20 protein-coding genes, 1 tRNA gene and 2 pseudogenes are annotated in these 23,538 nt (G+C 30.5%); 5 read left to right on the top strand and 18 right to left on the bottom strand.

From position 1 onward, the window contains the following. Positions 1–956: 956 nt before the first annotated feature. The 4 genes from LQK79_RS08660 to LQK79_RS08645 form a co-directional block, all read right to left on the bottom strand. Positions 957–1,214 (bottom strand): hypothetical protein, encoded by a 258-nt coding sequence (locus LQK79_RS08660; protein ID WP_053242783.1) that lies wholly within the window; start codon positions 1,212–1,214, stop codon positions 957–959. Positions 1,215–1,246: 32 nt separating this feature from the next. Next, the gene (locus tag LQK79_RS08655; protein WP_231016224.1) at positions 1,247–1,513 is read right to left on the bottom strand and encodes a hypothetical protein; all 267 of its coding nucleotides are present in this window, start codon (positions 1,511–1,513) and stop codon (positions 1,247–1,249) included. 26 nt (positions 1,514–1,539) lie between these two features. Next, on the bottom strand, positions 1,540–1,713 hold the full coding sequence (locus LQK79_RS08650) for a hypothetical protein (RefSeq protein ID WP_157055777.1): 174 nt from the start codon (positions 1,711–1,713) through the stop codon (positions 1,540–1,542). 545 nt (positions 1,714–2,258) lie between these two features. Next, a complete protein-coding gene (locus tag LQK79_RS08645) occupies positions 2,259–2,651 on the bottom strand; it encodes a hypothetical protein (RefSeq protein ID WP_157055776.1) in 393 nt (130 codons plus the stop codon). 295 nt (positions 2,652–2,946) lie between these two features. On the opposite strand from LQK79_RS08645, the gene LQK79_RS08640 reads away from it, so the two are divergent. Then, the gene (locus LQK79_RS08640; protein ID WP_053242781.1) at positions 2,947–3,726 is read left to right on the top strand and encodes a hypothetical protein; all 780 of its coding nucleotides are present in this window, start codon (positions 2,947–2,949) and stop codon (positions 3,724–3,726) included. A 343-nt stretch (positions 3,727–4,069) separates the two neighbouring features. Here LQK79_RS08640 and LQK79_RS08635 read toward each other — a convergent pair whose 3' ends face one another. From LQK79_RS08635 to LQK79_RS08620, 4 genes and pseudogenes are all read right to left on the bottom strand, one after another. Beyond that, positions 4,070–4,354, bottom strand: a complete 285-nt coding sequence (locus LQK79_RS08635) for an Abi family protein (protein WP_053242780.1) — start codon at positions 4,352–4,354, stop codon at positions 4,070–4,072. 30 nt (positions 4,355–4,384) lie between these two features. Then, the gene (locus LQK79_RS08630; RefSeq protein WP_231016278.1) at positions 4,385–4,555 is read right to left on the bottom strand and encodes an Abi family protein; all 171 of its coding nucleotides are present in this window, start codon (positions 4,553–4,555) and stop codon (positions 4,385–4,387) included. 24 nt (positions 4,556–4,579) lie between these two features. Next, positions 4,580–5,902, bottom strand: a pseudogene (locus tag LQK79_RS08625) (IS3 family transposase). Positions 5,903–6,127: 225 nt separating this feature from the next. Continuing rightward, a tRNA-Arg gene (locus LQK79_RS08620) sits at positions 6,128–6,204 on the bottom strand. 280 nt (positions 6,205–6,484) lie between these two features. Here LQK79_RS08620 and LQK79_RS08615 point away from each other — a divergent pair. Together LQK79_RS08615 and LQK79_RS08610 are read left to right on the top strand one after the other, a co-directional pair. Continuing rightward, the gene (locus tag LQK79_RS08615) at positions 6,485–6,802 is read left to right on the top strand and encodes a phasin family protein (protein ID WP_053243071.1); all 318 of its coding nucleotides are present in this window, start codon (positions 6,485–6,487) and stop codon (positions 6,800–6,802) included. Between the two features lie 207 nt (positions 6,803–7,009). Next, a complete protein-coding gene (locus tag LQK79_RS08610) occupies positions 7,010–8,611 on the top strand; it encodes an ABC1 kinase family protein (RefSeq protein ID WP_198150098.1) in 1,602 nt (533 codons plus the stop codon). A gap of 25 nt (positions 8,612–8,636) precedes the next feature. Here the strand turns inward: LQK79_RS08610 and LQK79_RS08605 are convergent, their stop codons facing one another. Further along, positions 8,637–11,741, bottom strand: coding sequence for a YhgE/Pip domain-containing protein (locus tag LQK79_RS08605; RefSeq protein ID WP_231016223.1), 3,105 nt, complete (start codon positions 11,739–11,741; stop codon positions 8,637–8,639). A gap of 149 nt (positions 11,742–11,890) precedes the next feature. Beyond that, positions 11,891–12,457: a TetR/AcrR family transcriptional regulator gene (locus LQK79_RS08600; RefSeq protein ID WP_053243075.1), complete on the bottom strand. Its 567-nt coding sequence runs from the start codon at positions 12,455–12,457 to the stop codon at positions 11,891–11,893. 206 nt (positions 12,458–12,663) lie between these two features. Here LQK79_RS08600 and LQK79_RS08595 point away from each other — a divergent pair, with 206 nt between their 5' ends. Then, entirely contained in the window at positions 12,664–13,548 is an 885-nt protein-coding gene (locus tag LQK79_RS08595; protein WP_231016222.1) for a phosphatidylserine decarboxylase, read from the top strand. 203 nt (positions 13,549–13,751) lie between these two features. Continuing rightward, positions 13,752–15,470: a ferredoxin hydrogenase gene (locus LQK79_RS08590; protein WP_231016221.1), complete on the top strand. Its 1,719-nt coding sequence runs from the start codon at positions 13,752–13,754 to the stop codon at positions 15,468–15,470. Positions 15,471–15,497: 27 nt separating this feature from the next. Here LQK79_RS08590 and pyrE read toward each other — a convergent pair whose 3' ends face one another. The 8 genes and pseudogenes from pyrE to LQK79_RS08550 all read right to left on the bottom strand — a co-directional run. Then, positions 15,498–16,172: an orotate phosphoribosyltransferase gene (gene pyrE / locus LQK79_RS08585; RefSeq protein WP_231016220.1), complete on the bottom strand. Its 675-nt coding sequence runs from the start codon at positions 16,170–16,172 to the stop codon at positions 15,498–15,500. A 1-nt stretch (position 16,173) separates the two neighbouring features. After that, positions 16,174–16,791: an alpha/beta hydrolase gene (locus LQK79_RS08580; protein WP_231016219.1), complete on the bottom strand. Its 618-nt coding sequence runs from the start codon at positions 16,789–16,791 to the stop codon at positions 16,174–16,176. A 450-nt stretch (positions 16,792–17,241) separates the two neighbouring features. After that, positions 17,242–18,471 (bottom strand): aminopeptidase, encoded by a 1,230-nt coding sequence (locus LQK79_RS08575; protein ID WP_231016218.1) that lies wholly within the window; start codon positions 18,469–18,471, stop codon positions 17,242–17,244. A 342-nt stretch (positions 18,472–18,813) separates the two neighbouring features. Continuing rightward, a complete protein-coding gene (gene dcd / locus LQK79_RS08570; protein ID WP_231016217.1) occupies positions 18,814–19,335 on the bottom strand; it encodes a dCTP deaminase in 522 nt (173 codons plus the stop codon). Between the two features lie 126 nt (positions 19,336–19,461). After that, positions 19,462–20,673: an MFS transporter gene (locus tag LQK79_RS08565; RefSeq protein ID WP_231016216.1), complete on the bottom strand. Its 1,212-nt coding sequence runs from the start codon at positions 20,671–20,673 to the stop codon at positions 19,462–19,464. A 73-nt stretch (positions 20,674–20,746) separates the two neighbouring features. Beyond that, positions 20,747–21,145, bottom strand: coding sequence for a helix-turn-helix domain-containing protein (locus tag LQK79_RS08560; protein WP_053243247.1), 399 nt, complete (start codon positions 21,143–21,145; stop codon positions 20,747–20,749). A gap of 233 nt (positions 21,146–21,378) precedes the next feature. Then, entirely contained in the window at positions 21,379–22,584 is a 1,206-nt protein-coding gene (locus LQK79_RS08555; protein ID WP_231016215.1) for a MerR family transcriptional regulator, read from the bottom strand. A gap of 557 nt (positions 22,585–23,141) precedes the next feature. Further along, positions 23,142–23,462: pseudogene (locus tag LQK79_RS08550) on the bottom strand (ABC transporter permease); the annotation flags it as partial. Positions 23,463–23,538: the final 76 nt, after the last annotated feature.

Genomic DNA, 23,538 nt, shown 5'->3' with positions numbered 1-23,538 from the left:
TCCCTTCTATATAGACAACTATTTCAAAAATACTTTATTACAGGATTTATGTTTTATTACATCTTTATTATACATTCTATTTTATAGAATATCAATACATTTATTTTATATTTTTAAGTTTATTCCATATATTTTGGTTTATTCAGTTAAACAAAGTTAATAAAAATGTAGGTACCATATCGTATAATAAGATATTTATTTTTAGATACAAGTCTTGATTTATACCATTATCAACTAAAATCATATAAAGAAAAGCCCTGTAAACTTAACATTTACCCGCCATTTTTTCGCCAAATCTAAATATTATAAGCTAGATTACACATAGTGTTTAAACGCTTTTATGAAGCTTATATTTGCGTATTATTTCTATTGGTATAATTATAATATTTTTTATTATAATTGTTCCGCATGTCTTTCTACTTGATAAAATTATATTGATATAAATACCTTATTATGTTAAACTACTTACATACAATTCGATATAGTTGTGCGTGGGCTACTGGTATCGCTTCCGTGAAAGGGGGTGATACCTATGTATGATTTAATTATGGCAATATTTGCAGCATTATCATTTTTGGTGCTTTTATTAAACCTAATAGTCGTACTTATAAAAGAATTAAAAAAGTAGCCCACTCTTGCGATTGGTAAGCCACTTTTTTAATTTACTTAAAACAAATTACCAGTTGTCTACATACAACTGAATTGTATATTACAGGGTGCTACTAACACCCTGTTTTTATTATGTCTAATTCTGTAAATTGGAAAGTGAATTATCCAAATTGTAGAATTTACTTTCCAATTTGCTCAATTCACTATACAATAATTATATTATTATTATTACCATTTTACAAGAATTTTATTTATTATTATTTATTAATTTATATATCTTTATATTACTAAAAATAATGTATTAAGAAACCTCTATAAAAAATAGATATATAAATGCTTTATGATTTTTACAGCTTTGTTATTGCTTGTTGAATTTCTCCAATTTGAATATTGTTTTGCTTAATTAATTCTATAATAACATCAATACATAATTTTTTCTTAAAATTATCTTCTATAGTACCCCATCCGTTCATTTTCGATATATTAAATTCACCACAAGCATGCTGATCAACATTTATTCTTCCATCATAATCTAGAAAAAAATTATAAGTTATAGTATTATCCAATAATATATTAACATATAAACTTACCAACTTTTCATCCATACTAACTAAAGATTTTAAAGGTACTTCTAAGTCTATATTTGATCATTCTCCACTATACAAATTAGCCTGTCTATCTGTATCACTTTTACATCATTTAACAATATACTTCGCCCGTTATTAATATTTATTAAATTTCCTTCGTTTTTTATCAACAAACAATAAAAATGTTTATCAAAAATGTATCCTGGTACTTGTTTTGATTGTATTATTCCCCATTCAGAAGTTTTTCTTTTTTGTGATGATTTTATTTTCATCAAGTTACTTCTTATTCTATCTTCACATGATTTTGATCCTATCATAATACAATATGTTGAACCTAATAATTCTAAAAATAATACAGTACTAATATTCTTATTTCTTTAGGTAATGGTTTATCATCATCAGCTATATTATACGGTAGTAAATCATCTATATATTTTGAATAATCCCTATTTAATAAAGGAATTATTTCATTTAAACTCTTTTCTAGCTTACAAATGCAAGTATTATTGCCTCTCAAAATTTCGTCTCCTCATTTTGTTATCTTCCTAGAAGTAAATTTTTCACTTTTATATCATCAGTAAGTGTAGATAATAATTCATTATTTAATTGAAAATTTAAAATTTCTTCATTCTTTAAATTAAAAATATGATATCCTTAGCATAAAAAAATATGCTAAGGCAACACCCTCTTTCCTTAATTACACACAATAAAAAAACCTTGCAATACATTCATATCACAAGGTTTGCATATGGTGGGCCCGATGGGATTCGAGCCTCCGGCACGCGGTTTAGGAATGTGTATGAGTGCTTATTTTGTAATTCAGTATTTTGTATTAGCCTTTGGTTTTAAGCCATTTCTTAATTTTGGCTTATTGTATTTTATGGCTACTTTTAATGATTTTTGGTGTTTATAAATTCCAAATAAAACCCAATGGGATTTATAAATTATTAATCATATTAATTTAACATTTACCTGCCATTTTTTGTCAAATTATAAATACATAGTGTTTTAATGCCTCCATAAATCTTATATTCGCGTTTTATTGAGAGATATATTCATTAATTAAATATCACTATATCTAAAATAATAAAATTTATGTGGATCAATCAATTTGTATAATATAAAATAATTGTGATTTTTTATTTTATAATTTGAAATATCATTTTTAAAATACGAATTTGTTGATATCTGCAGATACTTATTATTGCTATTATAACCAACACATATATAATAAGTTTGTTTACCTATTTTATGCTTAAATCTACAAATATTACCATAACACATTCCTGAATTTAAATATTTATACCTATTATTTAATCCTCTTTTCAACACTGCATATGTTGTTTTAGAATCACTATAATTAAATAAAACAATTTTATAATTTTGTAAATAAAGCTGTTTTTTTACTTTTAAATTATCTCCAATTACACCTTTACCAACTAAATACTTTTGCATAAGTAAATCATTATCTTTAATTGAATAATCCAAATAATATAAAAATATTGACATTCCTAGTAATATGAAACTCACGGTCAAGCCTATAGTAAATTTAATTTTTTCTTCATATTGGAACCTCCTAAAAAATACTCTATATAAAAAATATATCATATTTCTTTACTTTTTTCATTAATTATATGCCATAATATTCATTAAATATCATATATTGTAAAAATATAAATTTTAAGGGGGTATAGTTAATAATATGATTAAGTGTTATATGATATAAATCTTTATGATGGGGGAATACAATATGAAAAAAAATAAGCAACTAATTTCAATTGCATTTATTTTTTGCATTGCTCTTGCTATTATTTCTATTTGGCCTATAAAAGCTAATGCAGAGACTATTTCACCTAATAAACAGGAATTAAATTTAGGTTCTTCAGAAACTAGAATAAATAAGTTAAAAAATTCAATTAGTGAACGTAAAAATATAAATTCAGTCTCTAATCCAACAGTATTAAATTCGACAGCCAATACAATGGCATTAATTGGAAGAACAAGTGGAACATATGATGGATGGATGGAATTAGATATGGAAATTGGGACTTCAAATATTTCTGGTCAGAATTATACCATTATTGGATATTATACATGGCTAACGGTTCCATTTTTCTCTGGAATAGATTTTATTGCATTAGCTCATGATTCAAATATAACATTTTCTTATTCTAACACATATGCAATGATTATGGATGATGTTTACTTAGATAATGGTAACGTAGTAACTTCTCAAACTGAATTTACTAATGCGACAACTTCTAGAATTAAAGAAGAAACATACGGAATAGGCTATAAATTTGATATAAGTCATTCAAATACTCATATACCGTACGGTTCCATTTGTGTACAAGCCAAAAAAGCCCATGCTTCTCCAGGAAGCAGTGACATAGTACTTCATTACGCACATCAGCAAATTGGTATAACTGTTAACCCAACAATATCATTTACTAGTGGTGCAGATATAGGTATTAGTGCTGTTGCACAATATGATAAAAGTCCTGCACTTGGATATCAATTAAATTATTAATATATCCATCAAAACTAATCCCTAGATTTATTTTTAATTATTCTAGGGACTTTCCTATATTTAAACTTTATTGCATTCTATGTATTACCTTTAAAAACATAAGTTTTTTGACTCCGGTTGTGTTATTGTTGTGTTGTTTTATTATATGATGTAAATGCTATATTTTAAATAGTTTCAGCATATATTTTAGTACTTCTATAAGGCTTATATTTGAGTTTTATTTTTATTGATATTAATTTACACCTTTTTTATTATTAGCTTATCTGTGAGGTACACACTAAAAAAGCACCCGCCATTTTCATAGCAAGTGCTTATATAATAATGCGCCAAATAATTATATAATCTATATTTTTGATAATATTTCCACCCAATTTGCTGGAAAACCTATTAGGTGCAAATCAATATAATTAGCATATTCACTAACTAATTGCTGCAAACTTATAAAAAATTTATTCCATATTTTATCATCAGATACCAAATGCTTTATAATAACTATATGTATAAAAATTCTTCTCTTATCAAGATCATATCCTTTGTCCTTATTTGCTATCTTTACGTTTGGAAAAAATTCATTGTATATTCTTCCGTAATATGCACATTGATTTCTCAAATGCGTTAATGATTGCAACCAAGAATCTACCAGCTTAACATTCAAATTTCAAAAATTTGCTTTAATAAATGATTTATCTTCAGGAATTAAATTAGAGTATAATTTAGATAGCATCCCAAATGACATTATTTCAGTAGCAACCCAAATATGTAACTTGCCATCATATTTTTCATTATGATGTTTAATAAAAGGTTTATTTGAATTGTAAAATGGACCCATTGTCAAGGACAATTAAAAAAGAGGTTAAGCTAAAAGCTGATTCCTGTACTTTACAGGAGTCAGCTTTTTTAAATTCCATTGGTAACGATGATTATTATAATAGTCAATATGCTTATTAATAGAATTCTCAACTTCTTCCAATGTAGTACAACTTTTATAATCAACCTCATCTTTTAGATGACCGAAAAAAGATTCTTGAGGAGCATTATCCCAACAATTACCGCGTCTGGACATGGATTGTCCAAGATTATTTTCTTTTAATAATTTTTGATATTTAGGACTAGTATAATGAACACCTTGATCCGAATGAATAAATGCGTCACTAGCTATTTTAAGATTTTTATTAGACATTAAATTAGATACAGTAATCATAACTATATCTAATTCTAGACTATTTGACACATTATAAGATAATATTTCATTAGTTGAAGCATCTTTTATGGTTGACAAATAAGCCATCTGATTAGTACCATATGGCAAATATGCAATATCAGTAAGAAGTACTTTTCCAACTATGTTTTGCTTGAAGTTTCTATTAAGAAGATTTGAAACAACTCTATGCTCTTTTGTTGCTTTGGCCATTCTTCGATATGGATTAGCTTTTCTTATTGGGCAAACTATATTATATTTTCTCATAATCCTTTGAATGCGTTTCCTGTTATATACAATACCAAAACTGTTTTCTAAAATCATTTTAATTGAACGTGATCCTTTCCTATATCCCTTAAAATTAAATGCTTTTAGTATATTATCTCTAACAACTAAATCACTGTTATCACGTTCGAGTTTTAATGATTTAGTTTTTAAATATCTATAATAGCCTGAACGTGAAACTTCAGCTAAGGTACATAAATGGCTAATATCAAAATGGTTTTTCTTAGGATTATTAACTAGATTTTCTATTAAACCAAATGCTTCTGCTGCAGTCACTTTACTTTTTCTCACCTACCTTTCTTGCAGCTCTAGTTTTTTTAACAACGCAACCTCCGCTTTTAAATATTCAATTCCAGCATTTTGCTTTGCTATGATATCGTCCTTAGTAAGTTCACGCTCACGCGGACGACCACTATTATTGTGGCGAGTATCATCTAATCCTAAGACTCCATTTTTATTATAAGCTTTTTTCCATCTGTCTGATTCACATTCAATACGTTTTAAACCAATTATATTAATATTGAATCCAGCTTCCTTGAAAATTAATCTTGGAGATTTTCCGTTATTAAATTTTGCAATAAAATGAATTTTAAATTCATTAGTATACGTGATAGCTTTATTACTGATCTTTTTTACATATTTATTTTGGGATAAATTTTCAATTTCTTCACTGGTAAATATTTTTTTACTCATTAGTAAAATCACCTCATAGACTCATTGTACAAAAAAAGACTCTATATAGATAGAGTCTTTTTTTAGTGTCTACTATATAGGGTCCATTTTATGTTGTATTTCACCTTAATTTGAAGTGATTTTCTATATTAATAAATCCCAAATAAAACCCAATTCAACATTTCACCCTCATTTCTCAAAAAAACAAAAAACCTTGCAATACATTCATATCACAAGGTTTATATATGGTGCGCCCGAGGGGATTCGAACCTCCGGCACGCGGTTTAGGAAACCGCTGCTCTATCCTACTGAGCTACGAGCGCATACATTTTATTTTACTATCACAAGTTAATATTTTATTACTAAACGCCAAATATGTCAATATATATTATTAGAAATAAACCTACAATATTATACCAGATTGCATAACTTTTTATGCTTATGGCAAATATAAAATTATTATACGAACATTCTTTTAAAACACAGCCAATTATTAATATTTTGATAATTCTATCAAATAATGCCCATTTTAATTTACAAAGGTAGCTCATTCTGATATTATTAGGTTATAAGTATGGAATATATATAAAGGGGATGAATTTGATGGTAGACGAACTAAAAAAAGTTGTTCTTGCAGGATTGGGCTCTGCTGCATATACTTATGAAAAGGCTTCAAAGGTAGTTGATGATCTTGTTGAGAAGGGTAAATTAACTATTGATGAGGGAAAAGAATTGTCACAAGAGCTTAAAAAGAATTTAAAAGAAAAAAGCAGTGCAGTAAGCGACAAAGTAAGCAAAGTTAAACCTTTGACTAAAGAAGATTTAACAGCTGCTTTAAAGGAAATTAATTTTGCTACTAAAGAGGATTTATCTGAATTAAAAGAAAGAATAAGCAAATTAGAAGAAAAACTAAATCAGTAACCGATAAATTTACTATAATAAATGTAAAAGCCCCGACTTTTTGTTAGGGCTTTTATAAAGTGAAACTACTTATAAATTTTAAATTAGTGGAAATATTTTTGCCAGCATTTACATAGAGCACAGATTAGCGAGTATAGTGGTGGATGATTTTCCTTCGTTTCACTATATAAATATTATTTTTAAACTCCAGTTAAAAGTGAGGTCACCATTATGAAAAAGTCTGTACAAAGATTTAGAGAAATAGTAAAGGTTCTTGCCTTTTACGGATTTGGCTATCTTGTAGACTCTAAAAAAAATAGAGAAAAAAAGTTCCCGCAGAATTTAAGGAGAGCCTTTGAAGAGTTAGGTCCTACCTTCATAAAGATAGGTCAAATTCTAAGCACACGTCCTGACATCATCCCAGATTCTTACATAAAAGAATTGTCTAAGCTTCAAGACAAAGTTCCAGAGGAAAACTATGATACTATAGAAACTATCTTTAACAGCGAATTTCATAAAACTATTGAAGAAACCTTTTTAAAATTCAACAAAAAACCTCTTGCATGCGCCTCCATTGCTCAAGTTCATGAGGCCACTTTAAAGGATGGGAAAAAAGTCATAGTTAAAATTCAGCGTCCAAACATAGAGGAAAAGATGAAGTTAGATTTATCGATATTGTATAAATTAGCTAACCTTACAAAGGCTAAATTTACAGACTTTATAATAAACCCTGTAGAGGCTTTGGACGAAATATCAATGTCTACAAAGATGGAATTAGACTTTAATATTGAAGCTAAAAACATAGAGCATTTTAAAGAGCTTAATAAGGATGTATCCTTTGTAACATGTCCATATATATTCCATGAATTAAGTACGAAACATGTTTTAACTATGGAAAAAATAGATGGTTTCAAAATAGATGATATAAAAAAACTAACTGCTGAAAATTACGATTTAAATGATCTTGGAAAAAAACTTGCCCTTTCATATTTTAAACAGGTTTTTCAAGATGGATTTTTCCATGGCGACCCTCATCCCGGAAATATATTGATTAGGGATAAACAAATATGCTTTATAGACTTTGGTCTCATGGGAAATCTATCAAAAGGCTTAAAAAATGCTTTAAATGATATGATTCTATCTGTGGCTTATTATGATATAGATAAGATAATTTCCGTCATTATGGCGGTTGGAATACGTCATGGTTATGTAGATAGAAATGAGCTTTATGAAGACATAGATTACATATTTTCTAGCTATCTTTCTGCTTCACTAGAAAACATAAAAATATCACAATTTCTTCAGGAAGTATTTGATTGTGCAAAGCGAAATAACATAAGTCTTCCTAAAGATCTAATAGTACTTGTAAGAGGATGCGTTATACTAGAAGGCGTAATTGCAAAAATTTCCCCTGATATTTCTGTATTGGACGTGGCAATTCCTTTTGTTAAATCTCAAAATAACGACTCTATACTTAAAAATTTTAATATTAATGAAGCACTTTTAAATTCATATTTATTTTTAAAGAATTCTTCAAAGCTCCCTTCTAAATTAATAGAGCTAAGCAACGGGCTTATGAGAGGAAGAGCGAAAATTCAATTTAACATAAAAAACATTGAGGAACCTATAAATGAAATAAACAAGATGGTAAACAGAATTGTTCTCTCACTTATAATCTCCTCAATGATAATAAGTTCTTCTTTAATATTGCATTCAAACATTGGTCCTAAAATGTATGGAATATCAATAATAGGAATAACTGGCTATGCCATAGCAGCAATTCTTGGTTTTTGGCTCTTAATATCAATTATACGAACAAAGAAATTATAAAATAGTACTGTTCCTTCGTATTTTTTTACATTGTTAAACTTTCGTCTTTCTTTTCTAGTATTATTTCCTTAACCTTATCTGCATGGCCTTTAAGTGCCATTGATATACCAAGGAATACAAACATAGTTCCAGCAAGTATTGCTATATCCTTAGACAATGTTGCATAATTTACTCCTGCAATAATTTCTCTAATTGCCGATACACAATAGGTAAATGGCATAAATGGGTTTATAACCTTAAAGAATTTTGGCACAACTTCCAGCGGGAAAGTACCTGCACAGGAAGTAAGCTGCAATATTAAAATTGCTATAGAAAGAAGTCTACCCGCCATTCCAAGTAAAAATACCAAGCATTGAATTATCGCTATAAACACATAGGCCATAAATATATTAAATAAGAAATAGAGAATTAAACTCTTTGGTTTAAGTCCCAGTGTCAGCACTACTGCGCTTGCTAAAATTGCCTGTATTATACCTATATAACCATAGGATATGAATTTACCTGCAACAACAGAAGCTGGGCTCGCATTTATATCATCATCAACCTTATCTGTAATTACAAAGAACATCATTATAGCTCCTACCCATAAGGAAAGAGGTATAAAGTAAGGTGTAAAACCAGTTCCATAGTTTTTAACTGCCCCAATTGGGTCATCCTTCATTGCAAGCGGTTCTGATACAAACTTAGCCATATCGCTGCTTGTGTTTACAAGGTTTTTATTTATTTTATCTGAACCATCCTGTAATTTTGAAGCTAATTCATCTGAACCATCATATAGTTTTCCAATTCCATTATTAAGATCACTTGAACCGCTGTATAGCTTATTAGCTCCATCAGTAAGAGCAGGAATTCCGCTGTTTAACGTACCTATACCATCTCTAAGTTTAGTTGATCCATTTGATAAAGTTTTTACACCAGCAAGTAAATCACTTGAGCCAGAGCTTAACTGATTCATTCCTGAAGCAAGCTCGTTGAACTTCCCTGTCATAGTAGGAATTTGTGCTATAAGATTGTTTGCCATTTGAATATTTCCATCATTCAGTTCATCCTGTGCAACATCAAGTAATTTCTGGTTATCTTTAAGTTGTTTTTGAACCTTAGTAACTTGCGTCAAAAGCTGTGGTGCATTTGCAAGCTGAGCTTTAATCTTTGGGTCATTCATCATAGTATTAAATGTACTTATTATTGGCTGTGCTTGCTGCATGTCATCTTGTAATACAGCTATTTTGGCAATAGCATCCTTAGCTCCACCATTAGACTGAACTGCTGCCAAAAGACCTTTAACCGCTGCAAGATTATCTTTATTCTTGTCAAGATCTGTCTTCATGGTATTAAATTGACCTACAAGCTGCTGAATATATTGTATATTTGAAGGTGACATAGCACTTTGTACTGTTTGTATAGTTTGCGTTGTTTCAGGTGAATTAATGCTCTCCTGTGTCTGTTCTAAGGCTCCTATCATACTGTTAACTGAATTTATATTTGATGACTGCAGGGCATTTTCTGCTCCATTTATAACTTCACTATTGCTATCTATTAAGGTATTCATACTTTGAAGCGAATTTGCCATATTAGTCATAGTACCTTTTGAAGCACTCATTGAAGCCGCTGTATCTGTTACAAGTTTATTATAATTATCCAAAAGCTCTTTTTGAGCTTGAATTTTTTGCTCATCACTTAACTGCAAACTGTTTAACTTATTATAAGCTTCACTTAAAGCAGCTGCTGATCTTACAAAATTCTCCGAAGAACTACTCTGCTGATTTATAAAAGCAATTGTATTTTTTCCATTTTGTCCTCCCAAACTACTGCTGGCACCTCGCAGCATAAGACTCAAAACCTGTGCATTTTTTGTATTCAATAAAGTTTTTATTGAATTTAATGAACTTGTATCCATTTTACCAAGTGCTTGTGCCTGATTTAATAAATCATTTAACTGCTTTGTATTCTCCATAAGCTTCATTATTGGGTAAAGTTTATTCATATCCACTTGACTTAAAGTACTTGTATCATTAAGTAAATTATTTATATTATTTATATTTTCTGGTGTCGTTAATTCTGCAAGTTTTGGAATTGCTAGTATTGAATTTAAGTTAATAGAATTGAAGTCTGCTACTGTTTTATTAATTGTAGATAAATTTTTTGAGTTCATAAATGGCAAAACATTATTTAAGCCGCTTAAATCCACTTGTGAAAGTGAACTTGCATTGCCCATAATACTTCTAAGGGCTCTTGCATTGTTGATGTTGATTAAAGCTGCAATACCTTTTTGTCCATTTAAAACTGCTACAGCTTGTGATATTTGCCCCTGTGCCGAAGTTACTCCATAAGCAGCTTCATAAAGTCCATTGTGTAATTGCTGAGCTCCATTTTGGAGACCAAGTGGTTTACCATTCTTGTCAACAGCATTTGTGTTAATTCCATCTACAAGCTGATTTGCTCCATCATAAAGCTGTTTAGTTCCACTTTGAATCTGTGGCATTTTGTCTTTAACTTGACCTATGCCATTCTTAAGCTGTTCACTTCCAGTTTTAGCGCTTGAAAGTCCATCTCTTAATTTTTTGCTTCCAGAAGTCGCTGCTTTAAATCCATCTTTAACGTCGTATAAATTGTCAAATGTAACTTTAGTGTACTCACTAGTTATTGTCCTTGCAATTTCATCCTTTAAAGCAAGTTCAGCTTTTGAATTAACTTGAGACATTATAAAGTTTCTTTTTTCATTATCCCTATACAAAATTTTTGCTTGTTCTGGTTTTTTATCCTTTGCACTAATGACTTTTTCTGAAAAATTTTCAGGAATAATATACTCCGCATAGTATTTCTCGCCTTTAGTCCCCGAATCGGCCTCTTTATAAGTAGTAAATTTCCAGCCCAGTTCATTATTATTTTTTAGTTTTTTAACAATATCATCACCATAATTAACATCTTTCCCATCTTTAGTAGCACCCTTATCCAGATTAACAACTGCAACGGGGACACTCTTTAGTTTACTATAAGGATCCCAAAATGCTGCAAGATAAAGTAAACTATATAACAAAGGTACAATTATAATGGCTATTACAGACACCCTTATAAATCTGTTTTTTAAGATACTTTTAATATCCCGCCATGCAATCCTAAGGAAATTCATTAAACCACCCCCATTTTTGTGTGAACTGACTGGTCAGTTTAGTTATACATCTTTTTGGAAAGATTGTCAATAGTCTGTTAATTTGAAGTATACTAAAAAAGCGCAAAAAAAGAATCGATATATTTACCGATTCTAAATAATGAATTTTATTATATTTCTATTCCCTTTAAAATGTAACTCGTTATGTTTTCCACTAAATCATCAATTTTTTTCTCACCATCATTTATAAGCTCATAAACTGCTCCTGAGCATATTGTTCCAAATAACGTATATGCCATAAATTCAGTTTCACCTTTTTTAAGAGCCCCAGCATCCATAGCTTCTTTTAAGAATCTTTCTATTTCTCCAACATAAACTCTTACAACTTCTCTTAATTCAAATTGCCTCGATTCTTGACCCCACAATTGACTCATTACAACTTTAAAGAAATCCTTATTTCTATATAATAACCCAAACTGAACCTTGCAAACTGCAACAATCTTTTCTATAGGATTGTTTATATTTTTTGTTGCTTCTTCCATTTCCTCCGTTATAAGATTCATACCTTCGGAAATTACATATTTAAATATCTCTTCTTTACTTTTAAAATGATAATAAAGAGTTCCCTTTGCAACTCCAGCATTAACAGCTATATCATCCATCGTTGCTTCACTATATCCATTTTTAGAGAATATACTTAAGGCAGATTCAAATATGGATTTCTTAGTTTTATTCATATAATCACTCCACATTTTTATTACTAAACTTAGTAATAATAATTTAATGACCAGTCAGTACAACACATTAACTTATATTATACTCTCATGGTTTAATAAAACTCAATATATTTTAACAAAATTTTTGACATACTAATATGCATAATATTATAATTTAAGATAAAAATGATTCTTAGTAAATTTATTACATTAAATGGGGTTTAAAAATGATAAAATTTTATAATCGTAAATCAAAAAAATATGAAATAGAACTAGTAGCTGGGGAAAAATATCTAAACTGGACTTACTCATCTAGACTTGGAATGGGTTTACTTGAAATATTCATAAAGAAAAAAGCTTTTTCTAAGTTGTATGGATGGTATTGCGATAAAAAAATAAGTAAACCTAAAATTAAAGCTTTTATAAAAGATCTTAATATCGATATGTCTATAACTGAAAAAACTGAAGATGAATTTAATTCCTTCAATGATTTTTTCGTAAGAAGGCTTAAATCTCATGCAAGACCGTTTTCTGACGAAAAAAATATATTGATTTCACCTGCTGATGGCAGACTATTTGCCTATGAACATATAGATTTAAACAATATAATGCAAATTAAGGGCATAAACTACAGCCTACTTGAACTTATAAAGGATAAGGCTATAGCTTCAAAATATATTGATGGAACTTGTCTTGTATTTAGACTTTGTCCGACAGATTATCACAGATTTCACTTTATCGACGATGGAGTTTGCGAAAAAAGTAACAAAATAAACGGTTCATATTACTCCGTAAATCCAATTGCCTTAAAAACAATACCTAAGGTTTTCTGTGAAAATAAAAGAGAGTGGAGTATATTTCATTCTGAAAACTTTAAAGATGTATTATATGTTGAGGTTGGTGCAACTTGCGTTGGGAGCATACTTCAAACTTATACTCCAAATTCTGAACTTAAAAAAGGTGACGAAAAAGGCTACTTTAAATTTGGCGGTTCTACAGTTGTTTTGTTTTTAGAAAAAAATGTCATAAAAATAGATAGTGATATAATTGAACAAACAAAGTTTGGTTATGAAACCAAAATTTTTATGGGTGAAAAAATAGGAAGCAAATAAACTTGCTTGCTATTATTTTAACAAACTAAAAAAGTCATATAATCAATTATTTGTTAAGGCAAATTCATCATTTAACATGCTAAAGAAATAATTCCAAACTTGTTTTAAAAATATTTTTTAATTTTGCTAGATAATATTTTAACAATAATTTTGATATGTTATAATTAAATTGGATTTTTAAACTTAAGTTTGGGAGGATAAAGATGATTACATTAGTTTTGAACGGTAAAGAAGTACAGGCTAACGAAGGTTCTACTGTACTCGAAGTAGCAAGAGAGAATAATGTCGATATACCTACTTTATGTTACTTGAAAGATTGCGGCAACTTTGGAAAATGTGGAGTGTGCCTTGCAGAAGTTAATGGGAAAATTTTAGCATCTTGTATTGCAAAAGTTAAAGATGGTATGGTTATAAATACGAATACCGAAGAAGTAAATGAAAGAATAAAAAAGAGAGTATCAATGCTTCTTGATAAACATGAATTTAAATGTGGTCCTTGTCCAAGAAGAGAAAGCTGCGAATTCTTAAAATTGGTTATAAAAACAAAAGCTAGAGCTACAAAACCATTTTTACCACAGGACAAGACTCCATACGTTGAAGCTAGAAGCAATGCTATCGTTTTAGATAGAACTAAATGTGTATTATGCGGAAGATGTGTTGCTGCTTGTAAAAAATACACTCAAACTGAATCAATCAAATTTATAAAAAAAGATGGTCAAAGAGTAGTTGGAACTGAAAATGATGTATCCTTTGATGATTCTACTTGTTTACTATGTGGACAATGTGTTATTGCATGTCCTGTTGCTGCCTTAAAGGAAAAATCTCACATAGAAAAAGTAAAGGCAGCATTAGAAGATCCTAAAAAGCATGTAGTAGTAGCTATGGCCCCTGCTGTTAGAACTGCTATGGGAGAATTATTCAACATGGGATTTGGAAAAGACGTAACTGGTAAACTTTATACTGCTTTAAGAACTCTAGGCTTTGATAAAATATTTGATATAAACTTTGGTGCTGATATGACTATTATGGAGGAAGCAACAGAACTTCTTCAAAGAGTAAAAAATAATGGTCCTTTCCCAATGTTTACATCTTGTTGCCCGGCATGGGTAAGATTAGCTCAAAATTACTACCCAAATTTGCTTAAAAACCTGTCATCTGCAAAATCTCCACAGCAGATATTTGGTACTGCAACTAAGACTTATTATCCATCTATAACTGGAATTAATCCAGAAGATGTATACACAGTTACAATAATGCCTTGTAATGATAAAAAATACGAAGCTGACCTACCTGACATGGAAGTTAACGGCTTAAGACAGATAGATGCAGTATTAACTACAAGAGAGCTTGCTAAAATGATTAAAGATGCAAAAATTAAATTTGCAGCTCTTGAAGACGGCGAGCATGATCCAGCAATGGGTGAATACTCTGGAGCCGGTGTAATCTTTGGTGCAACAGGTGGAGTTATGGAAGCAGCTCTTAGAAGTGCAAAAGATTTCGCTGAAAATGCAGAGCTTGAAAATGTAGAGTACACTGAAGTAAGGGGCCTAGAAGGAATAAAAGAAGCAACTGTTGAAATTGCAGGAAACAACTACAATGTTGCTGTTATAAACGGTGCTGCTAACTTCTTTGAATTTGTAAAATCCGGTAAAATGGAAGAAAAGCAATATCATTTTATAGAAGTTATGGCTTGCCCTGGCGGATGTGTAAATGGTGGAGGACAACCTCATATAAATGCTGAAACTAGATCAGAAGTAGATTACAGAACTTTAAGAGCTTCTGTATTATATAATCAAGATAAAAATCTTCCAAAGAGAAAATCACACAAAAACCCTGCTATAGTAAAAATGTATGAAAGCTACTTTGGAAAACCAGGTGAAGGACTAGCTCACAAATTACTTCATCATGTATATGAAAAATAAAAAAATAAGGCCACAAGCCTTATTTTTTTATTTTACACCGTACTCTTTATAATAGTCATCTATTCTCTTTTTCATTTTGCTGTCAATTAAAACCTTGCCATTTATCGTTTTATCATAAAGATATTTTACAACCTCTTCCATTGTAACTATGGAACATGTCTTGAAACCGAATTTTTCGTTAAGCTCAGTTAAGGCAGATTTTTCTCCCTTTCCTCTTTCCATTCTATCAACAGATATTATAAGTCCTTTTACACTTACATCAGCTTGCGTTTTTAAAAGTGGCATAGTTTCATATACAGAAGTTCCTGCTGTTGTAACATCTTCAATAATTACAACTCTATCATTGTCTTTAATTTTTGATCCAAGAAGTATTCCTTTATCTCCATGGTCTTTAATTTCTTTTCTGTTGGAGCAGTAAGATGCATTAATATTATATAAATTATTAAGTGCTATAGCTGCTGTAACACTTAATGGAATTCCCTTATATGCTGGTCCAAATAGTATATCAAAATCATCTCCAAAGTTGTCATGAATAGCCTTTGCATAATATTCGCCAAGTTTGCTTAACTGCTTTCCTGTTGTATAGTTTCCTGTGTTTATAAAAAATGGAGTTTTCCTTCCGCTTTTCGTAATAAAATCTCCAAAAGTAAGCACATTACTTTCAACCATAAATTCAATAAATTCTTCTTTATACTTTTCCATTTTACTCCTCCTCAAAGAAATCAATATAAACTTTAACAACTTTTTTTAATATATCAATGCTTCCAATCAAATCGTTTGAAAGTTCAAGAGAATGATTTCCACCCTCTATAAGCATTAACCTTACATTATCACTTCTTTTAACCTTTTCTATGTATTCATCCTTAAATATATTATCATTAGTTCCAGCAATTGCAAAGCATTTTGATTTACAAATATATTTTACAGCAAAATACGTTGGAGTTAGGTACAGAAACTTTACATTGCCATATTTAAATTTCTCAGCTACATTACCAGCAACTTCTGTTCCTATGCTCTTGCTTAAAAAATAAATACTTTTGTATCCTTTTTTCATACACTTATCTAAAATACTTAAGCATGCATCAGATACTACATCTATAATCGGCTTGCCTATATCATCCCAATCAAGCTTTTTTTCATAATTAAGACAAAGCACGTCTTTTCCACTTATTTGTGCCGCTTTTCTGGCATAGTGAAGAAGCGGTTTATCATGACCATATTTTAATCCTGGAAATATTACAGCCAGAGCTTTTGAACTCTCTTCACTGTAATATTCCCCGTACACTTCATCAAGTCTCGATGATTTAATTATATTACTCAATTATACTACCTTCTTACTTCAATTCTTTAATATATATAACTAATGGGATTGATACACTAAATATAAAGATTGCGAAGTAATAAATAATTTTTTTCGCCTAAAAAGAAGGCGAAAAAGCTAAGGGTGAAGGGTTTTAACTTGCTCTGCTCGCTAAAAGGTGAACTTTTTTACCTTCAGTAAAAAGTTAATGATGATTTTCTTCCGTTTTACTACAGAAAATCTTTAATTTATTTATTTTTCCGTAGCTAAGAGAAGGAAAAATCACCTTAACTTTTGGCTTTAGACGAAAAGTTCACCTTTGACGTGCAAAGCATCGTCAAACCCTTCACTTTTCACATAAGTGAAAAAGTTAGTCTTTTAACGAGCAAGGCAAGTTAAAACCCTTAACTCGAATTAGTTCGCAATATTTTTAAACTATGAATAACCTCAGCATCATTCATAAAATTCCATTTAGATATTAAAGTTTCCATCTTTAAATACAGTTACTTCTTCTCCACTTTCCGTAACTCCTACTATACTTAAGTCGCTTGTTCCTACCATAAAATCCACATGTGTTATAGAATCATTTACACCCAAAGCTTCAAGTTCTTCTTTTGACATATCACTACCATCCTTTATACATGTTGGGTAAGCCTTTCCTATTGCTAAATGGCATGAAGCATTTTCATCAAATAAAGTATTATAAAATAATATGTTTGAGTTTGAAATTGGAGAATCATATGGAACCAAAGCTACCTCTCCAAGATAATGAGATCCTTCATCTGTTTCTATCATGCTCTTTAAATTTTCATAACCCTTTTCAGCAGCATAATCTACAATTCTTCCAGCTTTAAAGGTAATTGAAAAATTGTCAATTAAATTTCCATTATAATTTAAAGGTTTTGAGCTAACAACCTTTCCGTCTACCCCTGTTTTCTTAGGAAGAGTGAATACTTCTTCTGTTGGCATATTAGGTATAAATTCTATTCCCTCTGGAGTTTTTGACGAAGCTGCAAGCCACATATGACCTTCTGGCAACTCTATCTTTAAATCTGTTCCCAAGGAATTTTTATATTTAAGGTATTTAAATTTATATTTATTTAAAAACTCTGCATTTTTAATCATATTATCCTTATGTTTCATCCACGCACTTACAGGATCTTCTTCATTAAGCCTTATAGTCTTTGCTATTGCTTCTCCCAATTTTTTAACTGCTTCTTCCTCTGAAACATTAGGAAAAACTTTTTGCGCCCATTTTTTTGTAGGCATAGATACTACGCACCATGAATTCTTATCACTCATCATTCTTTCTACATATTCCTTTATTGCAGCATCAGTGGCTTTTTCTGCTTTTACCATTCTGTCTGGATCTACCCCTTTAAGCGCTTCTGGATCTGATGCAGCTATACTAAGAAAAGCTGCTCCTCCTCTAGCATAGGATATATAAAATTCCTTCTGCCATTCAGGAAATTCTTCAAAAATTTCTTCTGGAGCATTAAGGTATTTTATTCTTGAAAGCTTATCATCCTTCCATCTTACCTCAACATCTCTAGCTCCACACTTATATGCCTCTTCGGATATTTCTCTAACAAAGTCAGCACACTCAATAGGAGAACTTACAACAAGTGTTTGATTCTTTTGTATGTTAACTCCTATTTTAACTACGAGCTCTGCATACTTTTTTAATAAATTTTGTTCCATTATTAAACCCTCACTTCCACGTTTTTCAAAATTACATACAACTCTTAAATCAACTGAAAATTTTTTAGTAACACTTAACTTTTATACAGAGTAGAGTTAAAGTAGATTTACCTTTCGTTTCACTTAGGTAAATCTTAGAACTTATATATTTGTCAGCTGCGCTGATCCCCATATATGCTGCCACTGCGTTAGCATTAAGTTTTAGATTTTTCAAAGCGATAGTGGAGAAAAATCATCCTTCACTGTACTCTGTACTCTATACTTTGTGCTCTTAATATTTATAAATTACTTGCCAAACCTCACAAAATATATTTCTAAATCTTCTAGTAGTTTACTATACTTTTATTTATTGAAATCTTTATAAAGCAAACTTGGCTGAATACCCTCATTATTTTGGTACTTGCCACTAGAATATTTATCATACTCTCCATCAATATCATGATAATAAATTTGGCAAATTTCCACTCCAGAATAAATTCTTATAGGCTGAACACAGAATATTTCAAGCGTCCAATATCCATGAAAACCAACGTCTCCAAATCCTGCTGTTACATGTATGAAAAGCCCTAGTCTTCCAACAGATGACCTTCCTTCAAGCATAGGCACATATTTATCTGTTTCCGTATATTCCATAGTTCTTCCAAGATACAGTTTCCTTGGCTGTAAAACTATTCCCTCCTCTGGTATTATAAGCTTACTTGCTTTATTTTCCTTCTTCATATCTAAAACTTCTTCATCGTAAACAAGAAGTTCATTATGCAATTTTAAGTTATAACTATTTGGATTAAGCTGTTTTCCATTAAAAGGCTCTATTATTATTTCTTTTCCTAATCCTTCTTTTATTTTTTTTCCTGAAAGAATCATAAAAATCCTCCTAACCTTTGTATATTTCCCAAAAATATTGTTTTTATAATTATAACATAATGACTCTTTATTATTAGCTTTATAATAAAATTTTATTAATTACAAAAATCCGCATTGTTTTTGTTTTCAAAATAAAATTTTAGATTCTCTTCGCCTTGTACCTATAATATGGGTCACGGCCGCAATAATTTGAAAAACTATTCCTACTGCACATACTCCTGTCCAACCAAACAATCCCCAGAAATATGAACCAAGAAAAGATCCCACTGCTCCACCTATAAAATAAAAAGCCATGTATACAGCGTTATTACGACTACGTGCTGCAGCATCTAAATCATTAATGCCCGCTTGATTAGAAATTTGACCAGATTGCACACCTAAGTCTAATAAAATTATGCCGATAATAAGTCCCCACATATTATATCCAAAAACCCAAAGGCAAACATATGACGCAAAAGAAAATACAATTGCTATGGTTAAAGTAAAGCGCGGACCCTTTTTATCAGAAATTCTCCCTACAATAGAAGCTGCTAAGGCTCCTACTACTCCCAGCAAACCAAATATTCCAGCAGCTTGAGCCCCCATATTATAGGTTGGGGATTTCAACAAAAATGAGAGTGTAGTCCAAAAATCACTAAAGGTGGCAAACATCATTGCACCAATTAATGAAGCTCTTCTTAATACAGCTTGCTTTTTAAGTAAACCTACTAAAGACTTAAGTAATTTTCCATAACTCATTACTGTATCGGAAGAAATTTCGGGTAGTAAAAAGTAAAATATTAAAATAAGTAGTCCCATCATCACAGCTGCTATACGATAAACAACTTGCCAACCTAAAGCTGCTCCAACAACGCCACTAAATGTCCGAGACAGCAACATGCCAATTAACAATCCACTCATGACGTTTCCAATTACACGACCTCTATAAGCAGGCTCCGCCAAATGCGCTGCTAAAGTCACAATGAGCATTGGTGTAATTGAAGTCATCCCAACTAATAAAGATCCAACAAATAGCCATTTCACGTTTGAAGCAAAAGAAAGTCCAATTAGCGCTGCCATAGAACAAAACAGCATCGTCATAATTAAAAAGCGATGTTCTATAATGTCTCCTAACGGAACTAAAAAAATTAGCCCAATTGCATAACCAATTTGTATTAACATAGCTGAAATTCCAATCATGGTTGAAGATACATTAAAAAACCTTGAAAGATTTTCTAATAACGGCTGAGAATAATATAAGTTAGCTACAGTAATGCCGCTAGCTATTGACATTAAAACAACAAGAAAGCGGCTTAGTTTAAATTTTTGTTGAATATTTATTTTTTCATACTGATTCATTAAGATTAATCCTCCAATTATATAACTTTAACGTAAACGTAAAATAGTAAGTAAAAAACAAATATGAAAATCCCTATTTGTTTTTCTCTTGCATATGTGACTTTTCAATAATCAATTCTAGTTTTAAGATATTTTCTTCACATTCCTTTTTAAATGTATTTAATTCTTTAATTTTTTCTTCAGCAGTTTTGATATGCTCCTTTAAAATATTAATTACACGACGTTTCCCTTCCAAAACTTGGCCATCTGTAAAGTATAGTTCAATTACTTTACTAATTTCTTCTAAAGTTAACCCAAGATCTTTTAGCATCTGAATTTTTTTTAAACGCTTAATATCGTGATTATCAAATAACCTAAGCTGACCCTGAGACCTTTTTTCTCTAGCTCCTAATAATCCAAGACCTTCATAATATCGAATTGTTCTAGTTGTCAAATTAGTAAGCTTAGCTATTTCCCCAATTTTGTAACTCACGTAGTTCACTCCCTTATTTAACGTTAACGTTAAATGTATATTAGCATTTATTTTTTTTATTGTCAATTAATATTTAAAAATCTGCTTAGGCATTTACATCTTATATTTAACATTTAAATATGCTTTGCTCTTATTAAGGCGAAAGACATTAAAAGTAACTATTGAAGAGATGGTTTAAATGGAAGCTAATAAATCTTAGATTCATAACTTCCGTTTAACATCTCCAAATATTATTATTTCATCTCAATTTTATTTTCAGAATAAAATTTGAAAGCTTCCCCAATAAATTTTGCTGCACCCTCTCCATATTTTTTATCTGTTGCTTTGATAAATGTAGGCTTTGATAAATAAAAATCTGCCATATATCCAAAAAAATTCTCTCCACTATCTACCTTCAGAACTTCATTTTGTCTTCTAGTTTCTTTTGCTATCTCAAAAACAATTTGTTGAATTTCATTTGAAGTAGGATCTTTACTTAAATCGGCTCTAAGCTTTTTATATAGCTTTTCTATTTTAGGCTCGTAATCTCCCAAGTAAATTTTCAAAGCTTTTCCTGTAAATTTAGCGGCACCTTCACCATACTTTTTATCTATTGCCTCTAACCATGACATACCACTTCCATCATAGTTTTTCACTAAACCTTTAGGAAACTCCAAGCAATTTCTTACCGAAGTATACCAATAATAATCTCCAAGTTCATTTTTAAAAACCTCATAGTCTCTTTTAACTATATTAGTTATTTCTCCAGCAATTTGTTGAATCTCCTTTGAAGAAGGATCTTTGCTCAAGTCAGCTGTTATTTTTTTATACAATTTCCTTAATTTTGGATTCCTATCATAAAGACAATCTTTTTTAAACTCATCAATTTGTTCTGCTTTAGTAATTGCATCACTATTTAAATTTTTCTTTATGGCTTCAGCAAACTTTTTTATACTTCCATAATGCTTTACAGCTTCTTTAGCAATATCAACTTCTTTAGCCCTACATTTTTCAACAAATTCATTATATTTTTCTACACTTCCATACATTTTAATTACCTTATCTTCGTGTTCTGTTTTAAAATCTTCTAGTGCATTATAATATTCGGTCATATCAAATTCTTTAAAACTCATGGAATTCGCTCCTTTTAAGGTTTTATTTATAAGCTCTATAATTCCATTTAGTCTATCTCTTTTTAAAATGATTAGCTTTTTATGACTTTCTAGAGCTTTCATCTTATCAAAACTAGGGCTAGTTATGATTTCCTTAATATCTTTAAGTGGTAAATCAAGTTCTTTAAAAAATAAAATCTGCTGTAGGGTTTCAAGTGCTTCATCATCATAAAGCCTGTAGCCTGCTTCCGTTAATTTAGTTGGTTTTAGTAGTCCAATTTTATCGTAGTGATGCAGCATACGCACACTTATTCCCGTTAAATCCGAAACTTGTTTTACTGTTCTCATAACTTCACCTCTAACTTTGATTTTAGAGCTATAAATGCAGGCTTATACTCTGCCGGCTGTGAGTTTTCGTTAGCATTTTAATCTCTATTTTTATATTACACTATAACATAATGTTATGGTCAACACTGTTTTGAAATTTATTAGTATATTTCAAGATCATAAATATATATGCAAAAAACGGGCCTTCTGAAATTATTCTCAAAAAACCCATAAAACATTTGTTTATTAGTTTGATTTATAAAATTATTCTATCCATCCTTTTAGCAAATTTTTAAGTGGTTCATTGCTAAAAATAAGTGCTCAATATTTTCCTTTTCGTTTTGATTTTACACGTCCTGCATCATCTAATACAGATAAATGTTTAGCTATCCCCTAACGCCAAATGTTGAATTTATACTTCATAATTAAATATGCCGTAAGCTCATACAAGGTTAGCTCGTTGCGTTCGAATAGTTCGTCTAATATGAGCTACCGAGTCACTAAGTACCTTGAATATAGCGTCTGGCTCTTTTATAACTGATATATTAAGTTGTTTTACATTTTAATGCCTGCAAACATTAAGCTGCTTTACGTCTATACGCTCTCATCGCAAAGATATAAGCTACAAGCATAATTCCGACACACCATAAAAGAGCAACCCATATATCATTGCCAACTGGCTGACCTAACAGCAGTGCACGAATAGCATCCACGATGGAGGTAACTGGCTGGTTTTCAGCAAAAGCACCAACAGGTCCCGGCATAGAAGCGGTTGGCACAAAGGCCGAGCTGATAAATGGAAGAAAGATAAGCGGGTATGAAAAGGCACCTGCACCATCCACCGATTTTGCAGACAGTCCGGCAATGGCCGCAATCCATGTCAGAGCCAGCGTAAACAGTGGTGCTAGTATAATATTGTAGACACGAAAGACCGAACACATTAAAATATAGATAAGAGAAGGATGTGTTTATATG

The organism is Clostridium guangxiense, assembly GCF_021043395.1.
Lineage (GTDB): Bacteria > Bacillota > Clostridia > Clostridiales > Clostridiaceae > Clostridium_S > Clostridium_S guangxiense.
Note: the sequence above shows the minus strand (reverse complement) of the source record. Positions and strands in the feature narration are given on the sequence as shown.

Excerpts from the sequence above, each read along its gene's own strand:
- LQK79_RS08645 (WP_157055776.1), bottom strand. The coding sequence starts at position 2,651 with ATGCAAAAGTATTTAGTTGGTAAAGGTGTAATTGGAGATAATTTAAAA.
- LQK79_RS08590 (WP_231016221.1), top strand. The coding sequence starts at position 13,752 with ATGATTACATTAGTTTTGAACGGTAAAGAAGTACAGGCTAACGAAGGT.
- LQK79_RS08630 (WP_231016278.1), bottom strand. The coding sequence starts at position 4,555 with ATGGGTCCATTTTACAATTCAAATAAACCTTTTATTAAACATCATAAT.
- LQK79_RS08600 (WP_053243075.1), bottom strand. The coding sequence starts at position 12,457 with ATGAATAAAACTAAGAAATCCATATTTGAATCTGCCTTAAGTATATTC.
- LQK79_RS08595 (WP_231016222.1), top strand. The coding sequence starts at position 12,664 with ATGATAAAATTTTATAATCGTAAATCAAAAAAATATGAAATAGAACTA.
- LQK79_RS08575 (WP_231016218.1), bottom strand. The coding sequence starts at position 18,471 with ATGGAACAAAATTTATTAAAAAAGTATGCAGAGCTCGTAGTTAAAATA.
- LQK79_RS08640 (WP_053242781.1), top strand. The coding sequence starts at position 2,947 with ATGAAAAAAAATAAGCAACTAATTTCAATTGCATTTATTTTTTGCATT.
- LQK79_RS08555 (WP_231016215.1), bottom strand. The coding sequence starts at position 22,584 with ATGAGAACAGTAAAACAAGTTTCGGATTTAACGGGAATAAGTGTGCGT.
- pyrE (WP_231016220.1), bottom strand. The coding sequence starts at position 16,172 with ATGGAAAAGTATAAAGAAGAATTTATTGAATTTATGGTTGAAAGTAAT.
- LQK79_RS08615 (WP_053243071.1), top strand. The coding sequence starts at position 6,485 with ATGGTAGACGAACTAAAAAAAGTTGTTCTTGCAGGATTGGGCTCTGCT.
- LQK79_RS08660 (WP_053242783.1), bottom strand. The coding sequence starts at position 1,214 with ATGGATGAAAAGTTGGTAAGTTTATATGTTAATATATTATTGGATAAT.
- LQK79_RS08655 (WP_231016224.1), bottom strand. The coding sequence starts at position 1,513 with ATGATAGGATCAAAATCATGTGAAGATAGAATAAGAAGTAACTTGATG.
- LQK79_RS08605 (WP_231016223.1), bottom strand. The coding sequence starts at position 11,741 with ATGAATTTCCTTAGGATTGCATGGCGGGATATTAAAAGTATCTTAAAA.
- dcd (WP_231016217.1), bottom strand. The coding sequence starts at position 19,335 with ATGATTCTTTCAGGAAAAAAAATAAAAGAAGGATTAGGAAAAGAAATA.
- LQK79_RS08565 (WP_231016216.1), bottom strand. The coding sequence starts at position 20,673 with ATGAATCAGTATGAAAAAATAAATATTCAACAAAAATTTAAACTAAGC.